Consider the following 18807-nt stretch of genomic DNA (forward strand, 5'->3'; position numbering starts at 1 on the left):
CACAAAAAGGAAGCATCTCATTGAAACGATTGAGATGCTTCCTTTTTGTTCATGGATAGACTTAACTATTCCTTTTTCGTGCCTCTTCTGGGCTTTCCATTCTTGTTGCCCCTTTATGACCCAGTGATTGGTCCCTGTCGGACTCCACCCGTTTACTTTCTCTTAATTTCTTCTCTTGTCGATCTTTTCCCATGTTCACACCTCCTTTTTAAATGAATGGGGTAACGTTTCCTCATTAAATGCCGTGCTTAACGTTTATACTTTTAATAAACAACCCATAATGTTCCTAAAAGGTGGGACGCTGCATGGATGGGATTATATTTTATTGGATTTCATGGATAGTTTGGGTCATTGTCATGTATTTTATTCCGAAAACGGTTCCCTTTCGTTTTGATTTTCTTTTTCATCTATTAGCCGTAATGGTATTAGCGGGCTTTAAACTGGAGGCTCCGTTGGTTTCCGTGCATTTGAGCGGACCGTATCTTTTCTTTATTCTGTGTGTGTATATTAGGAAGAAATCAATCATCAAGATGATGGAACTGATCAGCGGAAGTCTTATTATCACTCTTGCTTATGCGAGTTTTCAACTTTTTTCTTTACTTGATCCGATATGGCTTATAATGAAACCCTCTTATCTTTTGTGTATTTTCCTGAATTATCTTATATTATTACTTTTTAAAAATTGGAAACATCGATTGTTCGTCCTTTTAATTGGGATGCTGCTGGGAGATATCATATATTCCGGATTACTTGCTTACCACTCTTTACCTTATGTGGCCCTTGCTTACGCATGGCATGATAATGCCGTGCTGGTATTGGGAGCAAACATACTGTGGAGAATGTTGGAACTGGTTGGCCAATACATTTATACAATTTCCCATTCGAGATTTTTATCAAAACAAGGAAAAGAGAATTTTAATCAATGAGTATGGAGAAAATTAATATGGGGTATTAGCTGTTTTATCAAAAGGCAGAAATATAAATGGAACCAATTGGAATTGGAAGGCTTTTATTCATACAATCATTGTTGATTGGCGAGAAATTTGTTACTATAGGATAGTTAGAGGTCTGTAGATAAATCGTAAAATGCTCTAAACAATTAAAAAGGAAGCCGTATGCCGAAGCTTTCTTCATTTTTTTGGGCTGTTTAGAATCAAGTTTTAGCATGCAGAGGGTTCAGCTTCATGTCACCTAAGGAACCGGGGCGTCAAGTGGACAAACCGCCCGTGAATACCTGATGAGTTTAACTGAACATCAGTTGGGATTATTCTTACTGATGAAAGATTCCTTTAAATGATGATGAATACAACCTTTTCCTTTAAAAGGAAATTATGAAAATCAATAATGCAAAGCAACCGTAATAAATGCATTCATGAATTTCGTGACTTTGACAGAGATATAGTAGCAGAAAGGGTGAATAGCAATGCCAAAACCGGTAATTGCGATAGTCGGTCGTCCGAACGTGGGAAAATCGACAATCTTTAATAGAATAGTTGGAGAACGGGTTTCGATTGTTGAAGACGTTCCAGGAGTGACCCGGGACAGGATTTATAGTTCGGGTGAATGGTTGACACATGATTTCAACATTATTGATACAGGTGGAATTGATATCGGTGACGAGCCGTTCCTAGAACAAATTCGCCAACAGGCTGAAATTGCCATTGACGAAGCTGATGTGATAATTTTTATGACGAATGGTCGTGAAGGTGTAACGGCTGCTGATGAAGAGGTCGCAAAGATACTCTATAAATCAAGAAAGCCGGTTGTCCTTGCAGTAAATAAAGTCGATAACCCAGAAATGAAAGATCAAATTTATGATTTCTATGCGTTAGGTTTTGGCGATCCATTCCCGATCTCCGGGTCTCATGGACTTGGTCTTGGTGACCTTCTGGATGAAGCGGCTAAACATTTCCCTAAATTTGACGGCCCGGATTATGCTGATGATGTCATTAAATTCAGTTTGATTGGAAGACCGAACGTAGGTAAATCTTCTCTGGTCAATGCATTGTTAGGTGAAGAACGCGTCATTGTCAGTGATATTGAAGGTACGACTCGTGACGCGATTGACTCTCCGTATAAGTATAATGGTAAAGAGTATGTCATTATTGATACAGCAGGGATGCGGAAAAAAGGCAAGGTGTATGAAAGTACGGAAAAATATAGCGTACTTCGTGCATTAAGGGCAATTGAACGTTCAGACGTTGTTCTTGTAGTCCTGAACGCTGAAGAAGGAATTCGTGAGCAGGATAAGAAAATTGCGGGATATGCCCATGAAGCGGGTAGGGCGGTCATCATCGTCGTCAATAAGTGGGATGCCATCGAGAAAGATGAAAAAACGATGAAGGATTTTGAAGAAAAGATCCGTGCTCATTTCCTGTTCTTGGATTATGCGCCAATCATTTATCTTTCTGCCTTAACGAAAAAACGGACACATACCTTAATACCGGTCATTGATCAGGCTAGTGAGAATCATGCTATCCGGGTTCAGACAAATGTATTGAATGAAGTGGTAATGGATGCCGTGGCAATGAATCCGACACCGACTCATAATGGCAACCGTTTGAAAATTTACTATACGACACAGGTAGCAATCAAGCCGCCAACTTTCGTCGTATTCGTTAACGATCCTGAGTTATTGCATTTCTCATATGAGAGATTTTTAGAAAATCGAATTAGGGATGCCTTTGGTTTTGAAGGAACACCAATACGAATTTTTGGACGCCAGAGAAAATAGTAAAGGTGGTTATACCGTGGTAAAAGAAAAAGAAAGTATCGCAGTGATTGGAGCTGGGAGCTGGGGGACTGCTCTAGCGCTTGTAATCGCTGATAACCAGCATGAAGTGAGATTATGGGGACATAACCAGAAACAAATCGATGAAATCAATCAAAATCATACGAATGAAAAATACTTGCCTGGGATTGAATTGCCTTTGGGGATTAAAGGTTATTCTTCCATTAAGGAAGCATTGGCCGGGATTGAAATAATAATCTTGGCTGTTCCGACAAAAGCCTATCGGGAAGTGCTTGGTCAGATTGAAGAGGCTCATGATAAACCGTTGACAATCGTTCATGTGAGTAAGGGAATTGAACCTGATTCCCTGCTTCGTATATCGGAAATGATTGAAGAAGTCTCTTCGTCAGAATGGCTTAAGGATATAGTGGTTCTTTCAGGACCGAGCCATGCAGAAGAAGTCAGTTTACGTCACCCGACAACAGTTGCCGTTTCTTCAAAGAATATGAAAGCTGCCGAAAGGGTTCAGGACATTTTTATCAATAATAATTTCCGTGTATATACGAATCCGGACTTGATTGGTGTTGAAATCGGAGGGGCTTTAAAGAACATCATCGCTTTGGCTGCCGGCATCACGGATGGTTTAGGCTATGGGGATAATGCCAAGGCTGCATTAATGACTCGAGGGTTGGCTGAAATATCCCGTCTAGGGGTGGCCATGGGGGCTAACCCACTAACGTTTTCAGGCTTAGCTGGGATTGGCGACTTGATCGTCACTTGTACAAGCGTTCATTCCCGTAATTGGAGAGCTGGGAATATGCTTGGTAAAGGGCAAAAGCTTGAAGAAGTTTTGGAAAACATGGGGATGGTCGTTGAAGGTGTCAGAACCACTAAAGCCGCCTATCAACTAGCCCAAAAGTACGAAGTGAATATGCCGATCACCGAAGCCCTGTACGATGTTTTATTCAATGGGGAAGAAGTGAAAAAGGCAGTTGACCTTTTGATGAATCGTTCAAAAACGAATGAGATGGAAGAACTTTTTAACATATTGGATAGCAGGCAGCAGGATTAATCTCCAATCTGTTGATTTTCATAAAAGAATTTCATTAAATTAGGCATTTGATGATGCGCCTTGCCGTGTATCAGCATACAATGCAACGAAAGTAAACTAGTAATTTGACCTCGGCACGGGGGATTTAGTCAAATGAGCAGAAGATATCTAAATATCTTCTGCTTTTTTTTATGGGCAAAAAATCTTCTATTTATGAATAATTGAATAGATTATTCGAATTTGCATAAATCATTCTACATATTTCCTTGTTTTTTGTTAAAAATCGACTCTTTTTTTTTGGTATGAAAATTGCGAAGTGTAATATGACCAAACAATTTATAAGGGAGGCTAGAAAAGTTTGTCTTAACTTTTCTCGCATAAAAGGAAGGGGAATGATACATGCAAACAGGTAATCTGAAAAGGTCTTTAAACTTGTGGCATATCGTATTGCTCGGTGTTGGATATATGACGCCGATGGTTGTTTTTGATACATTCGGGATAGTTTCCGAAAAAACCGGGGGGCATGTACCGACCGCTTATATCATTGCTCTTTTGGCAATGTTGTTTACAGCAGCCAGTTATGGAAAAATGGTTAAAATATATCCGCAGGCAGGTTCATCCTATACGTACACACAAAAAACGATCAGTCCGCATTTAGGCTTCCTCGTCGGGTGGTCTTCGTTACTTGACTACTTATTTTTACCGATGGTGAACGGCATTTTGACTAAAATATACTTAACTGCTCTTTTTCCGGAAGTATACCCATGGATATGGGTGGTGGCATTTGTCCTTTTAATGACAGTCATTAACTTATTCAATGTTAATTTTGCGGCCAACTTTAATAGCTTCCTGGTTTTTTTTCAAATGTTGGTCATCGTCATTTTTGGGGCACTTGTCGTTAAAGGAGTCATGGGTGGAGAAGGGACTGGAGAGGTCTTGTCGGTTCAGCCATTCATCGGACCCCATATGGAAATCTCGACGCTCATAACTGGTGCTACAATCCTTTGTTTTTCTTTTTTGGGGTTTGACGCAGTCACTACTTTATCGGAAGAAACACCGAATCCATCCAAAACGGTCCCCCGGGCCATCTTTTTGACTGCCCTGATCGGAGGGGTTTTATTCGTGACTGCATCATTCTTTACACAGTTATTTTTCCCGGATGTTTCCCGTTTTAGCGATCCTGAAGCAGCTTCTCCGGAAATTGCCCTTTTCGTGGGCGGGAAGTTATTTCAGGCATTCTTTCTTGCAGGAACCTTATGCGGTACCCTTGCCTCCGGTCTTGCATCTCACGCTAGTGTTTCTAGGTTGCTATATGTCATGGGGCGTGACCAAATGATTCCGAAAAAAATATTTGGGTTTGTCCACCCCAAGTACAACACGCCATTTTTTAATGTCATTTTTGTCGGGTCGATATCACTGGTTGCCTTATTCCTTGATTTGGTTACGGCCACTTCCCTCATAAACTTTGGGGCATTAATCGCTTTTACCTTCGTGAATATTTGTGTAATCGTCCATTCGATAAGAAACAAAAGCTTCAGAACGATTAAAGGTTTTCTTTCAACTATTCTGTCCCCGGTTTTAGGCGCTGCTTCGGTCTTCATCCTTTGGCTTAATCTCGAGATGAGTTCCTTGATTTTAGGAATAGTCTGGGCGGTAATTGGGATTGGTTATCTTCTATATCGGACAAAATGGTTTACGGAATCCCCCCCGCTATTCCAATTTGAAAAAGCACAGTGAATTTATTCTACTGTTTCATTACACGAGGGAGGATGTTATATGCCTGATGAGAAATGAAGAGGTCATTAATGCTATTGCTTGTTGTCTATTCCGTTCATGGCGTTAGCGACATGTATTCAGCGCTTAGGGCAAGAATATGTCGCTTAGTATGGTCTCCGGAGCTTTCATGGGAATGCTTTTCCCGGCGTACGGTTATGTAATGTTGGCGAAGTCATTCCTTCGGCAGGTTCGGTATCATACATATGCCTGTTTTTGCAGGTTAGTCGACACTGATGGATTGATTATTCATTTCAATTATATTGCTTTTAATAAATTTCCTTCTGTACTGACCTTTCCATAAGCATTTAATTTACTGATTATTGTGACGGTTTCCGTGTCATGGTTGGGAAAATGGGTGCGAAAGCAATGCTGTACTAATGTTCGTCGCCTTGCTTTTGATGATATTTATTTATCTGGGAAAATATGTAGGGGGATGAATAAGGAATAGTGACGTGGGCAGAAGCATTGGAATCATATATTTTACCCTTGGCTCCTTATAGTGTTGCAAACAGGTATGAAGCCGTAATGACGGTATGGAGGGAGCTGTCCTATCTGTATAAAAAGCCTTAGCAGAGGACGGCCATCAACGAATCATAACAAACAGGAATAAGCAAAATTCAAACATGATTGGAATGTATAAGATAAGGTGGACGGTCCTTTATAAAATAAGTCTAAGCTGCATATCAGGTTTTTAGGTCAAAAGGGTCCGTTAAAGGACCCTTTTGTCGTGGGATGAGTAAAGGTAAATGCTGGATATGAGTAATGGTGCCTCTTATTTTTTATCTTGCAATTCGGAATTGTGATAAAATATAGGTTAGGTTACAAAAGGAGAGTGAAACTGTGTTATCTATTCCGGATGATAAAATTAGACCATTCATAACTATAACAATTGATCAGCCTACATTTTCAGACCAAAATATTCATGAGATACAGGAACCTTTCTTCTTTCTTATGAAGGAAAATCAAGTGTTTGCGTATATCCGCATGGATGACCTCCCGTTAAATGAAAAAATAACGACAGTCGATCAGCTTTTACAGTATGCTTTTTCGATTGATAATGTCTGTAAATTGCACCCTAACATTTCCTTGCCGCATTTGTTTCAAATTATCGGTGAGCCTATCGTACTGATAAAAACGGATGATGACCTGCTAACCGGTTATGTAAAAAGGGAAGATGTATTAGCTGAATTATTCAAGCAGGACAGCAAACAAAATTTAGACCTGCTAAATGTTATATTAACCTCCATTCCTATGGGGATATTTGTGGCTGATAAAGAAAAGAATATCGTGAACTTCAATGAATCAGGCTTGAAGATGATAAAAAAACCTTCTGAACAAGTCCTTAATGAACCTGCTGCGAACATCTTCAATAAGCAGCATATACATAGCGTGTTTTCCAGCGGGAGCAGTATTCTGAATCAGTTGGAGATTACTGATGTCATGAGTGTGCTTGTCGACTATAGCCCGATTCTGAACCATGAAAAAGAAGTCGAAGGCCTGATCATCATCGTTCAGGATTTACCGATGGTTGAGGAAATGGCCATGGAAATAGAGTTGATAAAAAGCTCGAATAAAGATTTGAATGCCATTTTAGCGAATATCTATGATGAAATACTTGTAGTCAATCAAAAAGGAGAGCTGCTGCGCTATAGTGACAGCATCATCTCGGGATTCTGGGGGAAGGACTTAAAAGATTATATCGGGAAGAATCTCTTGCAATTAGAAGATGAAGGGATTTTTAATCCTTCGGTAACCCGGTTAGTCCTTGAACAAAAAAAGAAAGTATCGATTGTCCAAGATACGAAAATGAATAAGAAAGTCCTTTCCGTCGGCACCCCTGTGTTCAATGAAAAAGGGGAAATAGATCGAATAGTCATTGCATCAAGGGATATAACGGAAACGACACAATTGAAATCGGAATTAAATGAAATGAGGAAAGAACTGGACTCTTTCAAAAAACAGGATCAATTTTATAAAGAGTTGGTTTTTGCAAGTCCTAAAATGGAGCAGATAATCAGCCAAGTCAAGAAAATCGCCCATTTTTCATCTACTGTATTAATCAATGGGGAGTCGGGAGTAGGTAAAGAAGTGATAGCTGAAGCCATTCATAAAATGGGCAGGCGATCTAAACAGCCTTTCCTGAAGATAAATTGTGGGGCGATTCCGGAAAACCTTCTCGAAAGTGAATTGTTTGGTTATACGAAGGGTTCCTTTACAGGAGCGGATAAAAATGGGAAGGTAGGATACTTTCAGCAGGCTAATAAAGGTGTTTTATTCCTGGATGAAGTTGGTGACATGCCCATACATCTGCAAGTCAAGCTGCTGCGGGTACTCCAGGAACAGGAAGTGATTCCGATTGGCAGCACTACACCCATTTCCATTGATGTTCAAATTGTTGCGGCCACGAATAAGAGTCTGGAAAAAATGGTCGAGATGGGCACGTTCCGGGAAGATTTATTCTATCGGTTGAACGTCATACCCATACATGTGCCCCCATTAAGGGAAAGGCCGGAGGATATACCGCCGCTAGCCTTTCATTTCCTGCAAAAACTGAATGAAAGGTATCAGCGGAATTATCACTTTTCCCCCGATGCATTAAATATACTGGAAGTCTATACTTGGCCGGGAAACATTCGTGAGTTGCAGAACATGATTGAAAGATTGGTTGTTTCTGCAGATGAAGAGATGATCGATGCTGACTTCATTCAAAGGTTCATACCTGTGGGCAGTGACTTTAAACAAACGAAACCCATCATTACGAGAATCCTTCCGCTGCAGGAAGCGCAGGATCATGTGGAAGAACAATTGATCATGCTTGCCATGAAACAGTATAAAACCACGACCAAAGCGGCTAAAGCGCTCGGGATAAGTCAATCGTCAGTGAGCAGGAAGTATCAAAAAGTGTTAGCTGAACAAAGTAAGAAAATCGAAAATGATGCATTTTGATTAAAAGCCGTTGCCGAGTGATGAAAATCACTTGTCAACGGCTTTTATTTTTATGAAGGCATTTTCGAAGCTTTTCAATGATTTCCCAAACTCGATTATGCAAAGTGAAATAACGATATGCATATTTGCATAGTTTTAGAGTTATTTTTTTTAAAAAATTCGTTTTTATTGGTTAATTAACTTGGCATGGTTCTTGCTTGATTAGTAAGTATAAGAAAAAAGGGAGGTAAGCATCAAAGTTTCATAAAAAAAGCAAACTTAATTAACCCATCAACTAAAACTATAAAAAAAGGAGATTATAAAATGTCAATTAACGTAGAAAGTAAAAACACTCAAGCTAACCAATCAGCAACTCAAGATTATATTAAAAAGGTGCTTCAATTAATCGAGCAAAAAGAAATTTCAAAAGAAGATGCACAGTGGGTAACAAGAGAAACGGTCGAGAATTTCCGTAACCATGTAAACCCTGGGTTTTTGGAATACCGGAAGACGGTCACTAAAGACACACAATTCGCTTCGGTGGAGTGGTCTGATCAAGATTCCTGTTTTACGGATGTAAATGGAAAAAAATATATTGATTGTTTAGGTGGCTTTGGTATTTATAATGTTGGCCATCGTAACCCTAAAGTAGTAAAGGCAGTAACCGATCAGTTACAAAGACAAGCCCTTCATAGCCAGGACTTGCTTGATCCATTACGTGCAATGCTTGCCAAGATTCTTGCCGAAATCACGCCGGGAGATCTAAAATATTCGTTCTTTACGAACAGCGGTACCGAGAGCGTGGAGGCTGCACTTAAGCTGGCTAAAATGTACAGTGACAAATACACGATCATTTCCACGACAAAATCATTCCATGGCAAAAGCCTTGGCTCCCTATCGGCAACGGCAAAGGGCATGTTCAGAAAACCGTTCATCCCGTTGGTACCAGGTGTGCGTCATGTACCATTCGGTGATGTGGATATGATGAGAAAAACGTTTGAAAGTTGCGCATTGGTCGGTGAAGATGTTGCTGCTGTGCTGTTGGAGCCTATTCAAGGTGAAGGAGGGGTCATTCTTCCTCCGCAAGATTATTTAAAGCAGGTTCGGGCATTGTGTGACGAATATGATGCGTTATTGATCTTGGATGAAGTGCAAACAGGAATGGGACGGACAGGTAAAATGTTCGCTTCTGAGCTATATGATGTTGTTCCGGACATTATTTGTTTAGCGAAAGCATTTGGTGGCGGTGTAATGCCTGCCGGCGCTGTTGTAGCCAATGAGAAAGTATTTAAAAGCTGGTTCGACAATCCATTCATGCATACTACGACATTTGGTGGAAATCCATTAGCTTGTGCTGCGGCCATCGCTACGATCGACGTACTTTTGGAAGAAAACTTACCGCAGCGTGCTGCGGAAGTTGGAGAATACTTCTTAAATGGGTTAAGGGAAGTGGCTGCTGAGCACAAAGATAAGGTGCTGGAAATCCGCGGCCAAGGATTAATGATCGGTATTGAGTTCCATAAAGATGAAGTGGGTTATGAATTCTCAAAAGCCCTTTTTGATAAAGGCATCTTGGTGGCAGGTACGCTTATTAATTCCAAAACAATCAGGATCGAGCCATCATTGACTATTAAGCTGGATGAAGTCGATACAGTAATTAAAGCGTTTAAAGAAGTCTTGCCGACTCTTCAATCTTAATTAAAAAAAGCAGAAAAACAGCCTTTGGGCTGATTCAGACTGTAGATAAAAAGGTTTCGGAATGGTATCATTCCGAAACCTTTTTGAATTTGTAGCAGTTTTAGATAATGATGAACTCTCCAAAGTCATTATTTCGACCATTTCTCCCCTTCGTCAAGTCCAGGTGGCCATCTTCTTTACATGAATGGCAACCTACATTTTACTAATCTGCAAGAGGTGGTCTAAGTATACATTTCAAGCTGATCAAAGGTATCCTCACCACCTCGAGTATTCATCCTTAAATAAGAGCTTATCTTCCTGTTAACACAAGGTTGACTGGAACGGAACATACGAGACTCCTGCTGGAAAGCGGGGCCAAGAGAGACCCCACAGGCGCTAATAGAGCCTAGGGCGGACCTTCCGGGTAAAGCGAGTGCCCCTACGTTCCAATCAACGGTCAAATTTTAAACACCTTAAAAAAACTGTCGACAAACTCAATTATTATCGAGTTTGTTTATAAACTGAAACAGTCATTGCGCTGTTTTTTTGTTGCTTGGAGGAGGGAATAATTAGATATTTCTCGTTATATAACTGGATCTCAGAATTTTTTTTCACGAGAACGAGTAATGAAAACGGGAATTACACAGATTGGACAATTTAATTCCTTTAACGTAATTTGGTATGTTATAATAATTTCTGGAAAAAGGAGTGATGAAGATATGACACCTGCTCTGCAAAAAATGTGGATATCCTTTATAGCTATGGGCTTTATGGTTATCTCTATATTTCTAATCTACTTAAGCCGCTATAAATTAAAAGGTTTTTGGAGAGTCTTGACAGCAATTATCGCATACATACTTATGATTCTGGCCGGCTTGATCATCCTTATCGTTGTTCTTAGCGGGCCAACCACTTGATAGGTGAGGAGAAATGATGAGAAATTTTTTCAAAATATTATGTTTATTATGCATCTCTGTATCATTATCCGGCTGCTTATATCCGGAGAAGCAAAAAATGCAAAACCAACAGCCTTATAAAGAACAAATACAATCCGTCCAAAGTGCAGTGGATCAATTTCAGAAGGATGAAGGCGGCATACTGCCGATAGTTACTAAAGATGCAGGGACACCGATTTATCAAAAATATGTCATAAAATTTTCTAAGATTTCGCCGAGGTATATGGCTGAACCGCCGGACAATGCCTTTGAATCAGGGGGTGTCTTTCAATACATCCTCGTTAATGTTGAAAAAGATCCGACTGTAAAGCTGTTGGATGTCAGGATGGCGCAGAAGATTCAGGATGTTTCCTTGAGATTGACTGCCTATCAGCAAAGCAACGGATACCCGCCGTTTAAGGAAAGGTTATCCGATAATGTCTTCACGCTTGATTATGAAAAGATGGGCCTGAAGGAAGCTCCGACGGTCACGAGTCCATTTTCACAAAAAGATTTATACCTTGTAGTCGATGGTCAAGGCAGCATTTTTGTTGATTATACCCCGGATTTACTTGAGGCATTGAAGAAGAATGAGGGGAAAATCAAGCAAGGTGAAGATATCCGGGAACTGCTGGTGCAGAGTTCGGAGTTCGTCCCTGCCTATTCGTTACCATATACAATTGATGAAAAAACAAATACTCCAATATTTCTTACAAAATAGGCATAACCCTTCTTCTGCAAAATATATTGTAGGGGAAGGGTTATTTCTTTTATCTTTATTTCATCTTACTTTTAAAATAACAACCCTTATATAAAAATTTCTGGTGGAGGAAGGGATTGAACCAGGGAAATAAATGGAATAAATTTTTAGGACAACATCATAGATATATATTGTCCTAAATAAATGCAAATGGATAAACGAAATCCCAAAACTCTAATTCGGGAGGGGATACCTTGGAAAAGGTAGATATTTTTAAAGATATAGCTGAACGGACCGGTGGCGATATATACTTGGGGGTGGTCGGTGCCGTCAGGACTGGAAAATCCACATTTATTAAAAAATTCATGGAGCTAGTCGTCATTCCGAATATACCGTCTGAGGCGGACCGTGCCAGGGCACAGGATGAATTGCCTCAAAGTGCTGCCGGAAAGACGATCATGACGACGGAACCCAAATTCGTACCGAACCAGGCAGCATCGATTCAAGTAGCTGAAGGTCTCGACGTGAACATCCGTTTAGTCGATTGTGTCGGTTATACAATACCCGGGGCAAAAGGGTATGAGGATGAAAATGGTCCCCGCATGATTCACACACCTTGGTATGAAGAGCCGATTCCGTTCAATGAAGCTGCCGAGATCGGTACTCGTAAAGTAATTCAGGATCATTCCACATTAGGCGTGGTCGTTACGACGGATGGTTCGATAGGAGAAATCCCGCGAAGTGATTATTTAGAGGCCGAGGAAAGGGTCGTCGAAGAATTGAAGGAGGTTGGCAAGCCATTTATCATGATTGTCAATTCCGTTCAGCCTCACCACCCGAATACGGTAGCACTGAGGGAATCCTTGCAGGAAAAGTATGATATCCCCGTATTGGCCATGAGTGTCGAAGGAATGCGGGAATCGGATGTTTACAGCGTACTGCGCGAGGCCTTGTACGAATTTCCTGTTCTCGAGGTCAATGTTAATCTCCCGAGCTGGGTAATGGTTCTGCGTGAGGATCATTGGTTAAGGGAAAGTTACCAGGAAGCGGTTAAAGAGACAGTCAAGGACATTAAGCGCCTGAGGGATGTTGATCGTGTAGTCGGTCATTTCAATGAATTCGAGTTCATTGACCGTGCAGCGCTTGCAGGCATTGAGATGGGGCAGGGGGTTGCAGAAATAGACCTATACGCCCCGGATGAACTATATGATGATATTCTGAAGGAAATTGTCGGTGTGGAGATTCGGGGCAAGGATCATCTGTTATCATTGATGCAGGACTTTGCGTATGCGAAAGCAGAATATGATCAGGTGGCAGATGCGTTGAGAATGGTTAAACAAACTGGATATGGTGTCGCAGCCCCATCCCTTAACGATATGAGTCTTGATGAACCGGAAATCATCCGCCAGGGAGCCAGGTTCGGTGTCAGGCTAAAAGCTGTAGCTCCTTCCATCCATATGATCAAGGTCGATGTCGAATCCGAATTCTCGCCAATCATCGGTACGGAAAAGCAAAGTGAGGAATTAGTACGGTATCTGATGCAGGATTTCGAAGACAATCCACTTTCCATTTGGAACTCCGATATTTTTGGAAGAAGCCTAAGTTCCTACGTAAGGGAAGGCATTCAGGTGAAATTAGCGATGATGCCAGACAATGCACGCTATAAATTAAAAGAAACACTTGAGAGGATTATTAATGAGGGCAGTGGCGGTTTGATTGCCATCATCTTATAGAAAACGTTTAAGGCCGGACCAACTCCATTTATGGATTGGTCTTTTTACATGGAAGAAACCGCAGGATCGAAAGAAAAATATCATTTATGAACGCTAATATTTGAATTAATCTGCTGTTCTTTAGTATAATCTTGAAAAAACCTTGTGGTTAAGCGATTTTCAGCAATATTATAAGTTTAATTTCTATAAAAAAGGGAAATGATGAATAGCGAAAGACAAAATTTATAATATATACAATTATTAATGAAAAGATTCCCATTATTTTTTGAATTCCCTTGCTAAGCTTATAGGATTTGTGATAATCTACATACAGAAAACGCGTTATAACAGCGATTTCAACCTATTTATAAATTTCTGAATGAATTATTTGGAAATTAAATCGGCTTGGTAATCCTTGATTGTCAGGGAATGAAAATTTTTTGACCGAACCTAATATCAAATCACTATTATAGTGTTGTAATAATGATTTTTTATAAAGATTCCTTTTGGGAGGAGGTGAATGGCATGAACAAAACAGAATTAATTAATGAAGTTGTTACAGCAACTGAAATTTCTAAGAAAGACGCTACAAAAGCTGTTGATGCTGTTTTTGATACAATCTTAGAAGCTCTAAAAAACGGTGATAAAGTCCAATTGATCGGTTTTGGTAACTTTGAAGTTCGTGAACGTGCGGCTCGTAAAGGCCGTAACCCACAAACTGGTGACGAAATCGAAATTGCAGCTAGCAAAGTGCCAGCTTTCAAACCCGGTAAAGCGCTGAAAGATGCAGTGAAGTAATTCTACCATTACATACGGGTGCTTAACCGAAAAGGGCCGCGTGAAAACGCGGTCCTTTTTTTGCTTCTTAATTTCCATCTGTGATAATATAAAAGACAGTGAATATTTTAGATACGCTTCAGATGGTAAATCTGTCACAAGAAAATACCCATCCGAAACCGCTTCCGGCGAAACCGCCTTTAAAGGGCTTCAATCTTTGGGTAATCGGTCGCTTTATAATTGCAATTATGGATTTCCGGGTGCAACGCGCTTTGGTTTTTTTATCTGAATACATAATATTATTGATTTTTTAGGAGGTACAAAAAATGGCGAATGTTGATCATGCCAAATTAGAAGAAGCGGTTAAAATGCTTCTCGAGGCTGTAGGGGAAGACCCAACGAGGGAAGGACTGCTGGATACTCCTGCTCGTGTAGCCAGAATGTATGAAGAAATTTTTTCTGGACTTAATCAGGATCCAAAGGAATATTTCGATACTGTTTTTGGGGAGGACCATGAAGAACTCGTACTTGTAAAGGATATTCCGTTTTACTCGGTATGTGAACATCATTTAGTCCCTTTTTACGGGAAAGCCCATGTAGCATATATTCCGAAAAACGGAAAAGTGACTGGTTTAAGCAAATTGGCACGGGCGGTTGAGGCTGTATCGAAGCGTCCGCAGCTTCAAGAGCGCATCACATCTACAGTTGCAGACTCGATAATGGAAAAGCTCGAGCCTCATGGTGTAATGGTTGTAGTAGAGGCTGAACATATGTGCATGACCATGCGAGGCGTGAAAAAACCCGGATCTAAAACAGTGACTTCAGCTGTAAGGGGAACGTTTGCGAAGGATCACCGTACTAGAGCTGAAGTACTGGCATTCATTAAAGACTAAGGATATGGGGGCAGGAAAAAATGAATGATAAAAAGATTCTGAATGATTTTGTCGTAATCAAAGCCATTGAGGATAGTGTGAATGTCATCGGGTTGACAAGGGGAACGGACACCAAGTTTCACCACTCCGAAAAACTGGACTCAGGAGAGGTGATGATCGCACAATTCACGGAGCATACCTCGGCAATTAAAATCAGGGGCCATGCAAAGGTCTATACTCCATTCGGAGAGATAGAAAGTGATTCGAAAAAGAATTCACCTGACAAATGATCGTTTCTCAATGCTTGGTTAATTATAAATCAATCACCTGATATCGCGTTTAACAAGCTGTAAATTTCCCGCATCCATTTTTTGAAGAGCAAAAGTCGATGATTTCCTTGTTTTTGGAAGTTTCATTTTATAAACGTTGACCATTTCATCTGATTGTTTTTATGGTATAATAATGTGTATTTTACACAGACAGAAACCAATATGTATGAAAAAAATTATCTTTCGGGGATGCAAGGGTGATCTCAATTGTTAAACATAACGGACGACATAAGGCAATTAAAACGATTAATAGAAACGAAAGCTCAACATCCATATTTGTTGAAGTATATACAAAAGCCAAGCTTGGACGAAGATAAACTGATGTTGCTTTGGGGATTGTTTAACGATTTGGACGTTACAAGCGAAAAACGGAATCAATACATCATTTCAACCATGTTAGTGCAAATAGCTCTGGATACCCATGAAATCGTCTCGAATTCGGGTGAAGGAATCGAGTCGCCCGAAGTATTGAAAAATCGTCAATTACAAGTGCTTGCCGGTGATTACTATAGTGGCTTATATTATCAAGGGCTTGCCAGTATAGGTAATGTTGATATGATCCGTATCCTTTCAAGCGCGATAAAAAAAATAAATGATAATAAAATCATTCTATACCAACAAGGGTCGATTCAAGATGTACCAACGCTTTTAATGACGATAAAAGCGATCGAGGCTTCGCTGATTCAGAAACTTGCGGATTACTATAATGAGCCTGCCTGGATAGAGATATCGGAAGATCTGCTGCTTTTAAAACGGTTGCATGCCGAGAAGAGAAGTTATATGAAGTCGGGGGAATCAATAGTTTTTAATGTCCTAAGGGAAATGCCTTTTGATGACTCGATCGGTGGGGATGTTCCCATTTCGGAAAAGGAAGAACAGGTGCGCACCCAATTGGACAAGTGCCTGAGGGAAGCAAGGCAATCCGTAGAGCGCTCGATGCGGAAGCTGGCAAAGTTGGATGATGAACTACTGGAAAGAGTGAAGGCCATCTTGGAACAAACAGAGAGTATGGCAAATTCATATGTGAAAGAAGGGTGAATCATGGAGCAGTCTAAAGAGCAAAAAGTTCATCATGTCTTTGAAAAGATTTACGGAAATTATGACAAGATGAATTCCCTCATCAGCTTTAAACAGCATCTTAAATGGCGGAAGGCTACAATGGCCATCATGAATGTCCCAAAAGGCGCCCATGCACTGGATGTATGCTGTGGAACAGCGGACTGGACCATTGCCCTTGCTAATGAAGTAGGACCAGAAGGAAAGGTTGTTGGTCTGGATTTTAGTAAAAACATGCTGAAAATCGGCGAACAAAAGGTGAAGGAACTCAATCTGGATCAAGTTTCCCTAATGCATGGGAATGCAATGGAACTTCCTTTTGAGGATAATAGCTTTGACTATGTCACGATCGGTTTCGGGCTGCGGAATGTCCCTGATTACATGAAAGTGCTTAAAGAGTTAAACCGTGTAGCGAAGCCAGGTGGTATGGTCGTTTGCCTGGATACGTCACAGCCAACGATGCTAGGCTTTAAACAGGGATATTATTTTTATTTCCGTTTCATCATGCCCATGTTCGGCAAATTATTCGCAAAAAGCTATAGTGAATACTCATGGCTGCAGGAATCGGCTCGAGATTTCCCAGGCATGAAAAAGCTTGAAAACATGTTTAAGCAGGCAGGAATGGAAAATGTCAGTTATAAAGCCCATTTCGGTGGGGTAGCAGCAACACATTTCGGGTACAAGCCTTCAAAATAAGCAGAATAGCAATGGACAAAGCTGGGTGGAATGTATGAAATTTAAGATGATGTATTCATTTTTGAATGCAGATTTGCAATTAATAGAAAAAGAACTGGAAGCCGCAATTGAAGCGGATTCCGCGGTTTTAAGGGACGCTTCCCTGCATTTACTGCAATCCGGTGGAAAACGGATCCGTCCGGTATTCGTCCTATTGGGTGCGAAGTTTGGCAACTATGATATTCATGTCGTAAAGCATGTCGCAGCGACTCTGGAACTGATTCATACGGCTTCCCTTGTACATGATGATGTTGTGGATGATGCGGATTTACGCAGGGGGTCGGCTACCATCAAGTCGAAATGGGATAATCGTGTCGCGATGTACACAGGCGACTTCATTTTTGCTCGTGCACTGGAAATGATGGCGGTCATCGAGTCTCCGCTTGCGCATCAAATTCTCGCTGATACCATGGTTGAACTATGTCTTGGGGAAATTGAACAAATTAAAGATAAGTATAATTTCGAACAGAATTGGCGGATATACTTTAGACGGATCAAACGGAAAACGGCATTGCTCATTGCATCCAGCTGCCAGTTGGGAGCCATTTCAGCAGGTGTTGAAGAGGGAATTCATGAAAAGCTATTTAAATTCGGATATTATGTCGGTATGTCCTATCAAATCACCGATGATATATTGGATTTTACGGCGTCGGAAGAAGAACTTGGTAAACCGGCCGGGAGTGATTTGATTCAAGGTAATATCACTTTACCCGTTTTGATCGCTATGGAGGATCCAAAGTTAAAAAAGCTTATCGAAACTGTTCGGGAAGATACGCCAAAAGATGAAATGTCCCATATAATCAATGCGATAAAAACTTCCGGTGCCATTGAACAGGCAGCGAGGATCAGTGATATGTATTTAGAAAAAGCTTTTACTGAGTTGAAAGGTCTTCCTGCCATTAAAGCTAGAAAAACTTTATCGGATATCGCGAAAAATATCGGAAAAAGAAAGTTTTGATAATGGGAGTTGCGAAACTCATCAAACAATGGTAATATTCTAAAAGTATTGCCTTATATAGGCAAATAACAATGATACATATTAGGAGTGACATTCATGGAAAGAACATTTTTAATGGTAAAGCCTGACGGCGTTCAACGCAATTTAATCGGTGAAATCGTTTCCCGTTTCGAAAAGAAAGGCTTCCTTCTTGCAGGAGCAAAATTAATGGTCATTTCTCAAGAATTGGCTGAGCAACATTATGGCGAGCACAAAGAACGTCCTTTCTTTGGCGAATTAGTGGACTTCATTACTTCAGGTCCTGTCTTCGCAATGGTTTGGGAAGGTGAAAATGTAATCGCTACAGCACGTCAAATGATGGGTGCTACTAACCCTAAAGATGCAGCAGCAGCAACAATTCGTGGCGATTTTGCGGTAACTGTCGGCAAAAACATCATTCACGGATCTGATTCAGCTGAAAGCGCTGTACGTGAAATCGGTTTATTCTTCAAAGAAGAAGAACTTGTTGAGTATTCTAAACTTGTAAACGAGTGGGTTTATTAATTAGTACTCATCACTATATAGGAAGCGGGT

Annotated in this window: 17 protein-coding genes; 16 read left to right on the forward strand and 1 reads right to left on the reverse strand. The window is 40.5% G+C overall.

The window, feature by feature from the left end:
- Positions 1 to 61: 61 nt before the first annotated feature.
- Positions 62 to 193 carry a YpzI family protein gene (locus ACFX4H_RS02410; RefSeq protein ID WP_065311210.1) on the reverse strand — a complete coding sequence of 44 codons (132 nt, stop codon included), beginning with the start codon at positions 191 to 193 and terminating at the stop codon, positions 62 to 64.
- Between the two features lie 112 nt (positions 194 to 305).
- Between ACFX4H_RS02410 and ACFX4H_RS02415 the strand changes: the two genes are divergently transcribed.
- From ACFX4H_RS02415 to ndk, 16 genes are all read left to right on the forward strand, one after another.
- Complete coding sequence (locus ACFX4H_RS02415; protein WP_241634445.1) at positions 306 to 926, forward strand: YphA family membrane protein; 621 nt, start codon at positions 306 to 308, stop codon at positions 924 to 926.
- Positions 927 to 1423: 497 nt separating this feature from the next.
- Entirely contained in the window at positions 1424 to 2734 is a 1311-nt protein-coding gene (gene der / locus ACFX4H_RS02420) for a ribosome biogenesis GTPase Der (RefSeq protein ID WP_034308039.1), read from the forward strand.
- A gap of 16 nt (positions 2735 to 2750) precedes the next feature.
- The gene (locus tag ACFX4H_RS02425) at positions 2751 to 3803 is read left to right on the forward strand and encodes an NAD(P)H-dependent glycerol-3-phosphate dehydrogenase (protein ID WP_034308035.1); all 1053 of its coding nucleotides are present in this window, start codon (positions 2751 to 2753) and stop codon (positions 3801 to 3803) included.
- Between the two features lie 378 nt (positions 3804 to 4181).
- Positions 4182 to 5519 carry an APC family permease gene (locus ACFX4H_RS02430; protein WP_034308032.1) on the forward strand — a complete coding sequence of 446 codons (1338 nt, stop codon included), beginning with the start codon at positions 4182 to 4184 and terminating at the stop codon, positions 5517 to 5519.
- An 879-nt stretch (positions 5520 to 6398) separates the two neighbouring features.
- Positions 6399 to 8504 (forward strand): sigma 54-interacting transcriptional regulator, encoded by a 2106-nt coding sequence (locus tag ACFX4H_RS02435; RefSeq protein ID WP_034308030.1) that lies wholly within the window; start codon positions 6399 to 6401, stop codon positions 8502 to 8504.
- Positions 8505 to 8807: 303 nt separating this feature from the next.
- A complete protein-coding gene (locus ACFX4H_RS02440) occupies positions 8808 to 10181 on the forward strand; it encodes a putrescine aminotransferase (protein WP_048681701.1) in 1374 nt (457 codons plus the stop codon).
- A gap of 698 nt (positions 10182 to 10879) precedes the next feature.
- A complete protein-coding gene (locus tag ACFX4H_RS02445; RefSeq protein ID WP_048681698.1) occupies positions 10880 to 11077 on the forward strand; it encodes a DUF2768 domain-containing protein in 198 nt (65 codons plus the stop codon).
- Between the two features lie 16 nt (positions 11078 to 11093).
- Complete coding sequence (locus tag ACFX4H_RS02450; protein ID WP_034308026.1) at positions 11094 to 11816, forward strand: LptM family lipoprotein; 723 nt, start codon at positions 11094 to 11096, stop codon at positions 11814 to 11816.
- 233 nt (positions 11817 to 12049) lie between these two features.
- On the forward strand, positions 12050 to 13528 hold the full coding sequence (gene spoIVA / locus ACFX4H_RS02455; RefSeq protein ID WP_034308024.1) for a stage IV sporulation protein A: 1479 nt from the start codon (positions 12050 to 12052) through the stop codon (positions 13526 to 13528).
- Positions 13529 to 14032: 504 nt separating this feature from the next.
- Positions 14033 to 14305, forward strand: coding sequence for an HU family DNA-binding protein (locus tag ACFX4H_RS02460; protein WP_034308023.1), 273 nt, complete (start codon positions 14033 to 14035; stop codon positions 14303 to 14305).
- A 305-nt stretch (positions 14306 to 14610) separates the two neighbouring features.
- A complete protein-coding gene (gene folE / locus ACFX4H_RS02465) occupies positions 14611 to 15177 on the forward strand; it encodes a GTP cyclohydrolase I FolE (protein WP_034308020.1) in 567 nt (188 codons plus the stop codon).
- A 20-nt stretch (positions 15178 to 15197) separates the two neighbouring features.
- Positions 15198 to 15446: a trp RNA-binding attenuation protein MtrB gene (mtrB, locus tag ACFX4H_RS02470; protein WP_034308017.1), complete on the forward strand. Its 249-nt coding sequence runs from the start codon at positions 15198 to 15200 to the stop codon at positions 15444 to 15446.
- 246 nt (positions 15447 to 15692) lie between these two features.
- A complete protein-coding gene (locus tag ACFX4H_RS02475) occupies positions 15693 to 16523 on the forward strand; it encodes a heptaprenyl diphosphate synthase component 1 (protein ID WP_034308014.1) in 831 nt (276 codons plus the stop codon).
- 3 nt (positions 16524 to 16526) lie between these two features.
- Positions 16527 to 17237 (forward strand): demethylmenaquinone methyltransferase, encoded by a 711-nt coding sequence (locus ACFX4H_RS02480; RefSeq protein ID WP_034308012.1) that lies wholly within the window; start codon positions 16527 to 16529, stop codon positions 17235 to 17237.
- A 34-nt stretch (positions 17238 to 17271) separates the two neighbouring features.
- Positions 17272 to 18234 carry a heptaprenyl diphosphate synthase component II gene (gene hepT, locus ACFX4H_RS02485; RefSeq protein WP_249597613.1) on the forward strand — a complete coding sequence of 321 codons (963 nt, stop codon included), beginning with the start codon at positions 17272 to 17274 and terminating at the stop codon, positions 18232 to 18234.
- A 96-nt stretch (positions 18235 to 18330) separates the two neighbouring features.
- Entirely contained in the window at positions 18331 to 18777 is a 447-nt protein-coding gene (ndk, locus tag ACFX4H_RS02490; RefSeq protein WP_034308008.1) for a nucleoside-diphosphate kinase, read from the forward strand.
- The last annotated feature ends 30 nt before the right edge of the window (positions 18778 to 18807 follow it).

Source organism: Peribacillus sp. YIM B13477 (genome assembly GCF_042787955.1).
GTDB classification, from domain to species: Bacteria; Bacillota; Bacilli; order Bacillales; family DSM-1321; genus Peribacillus; species Peribacillus frigoritolerans.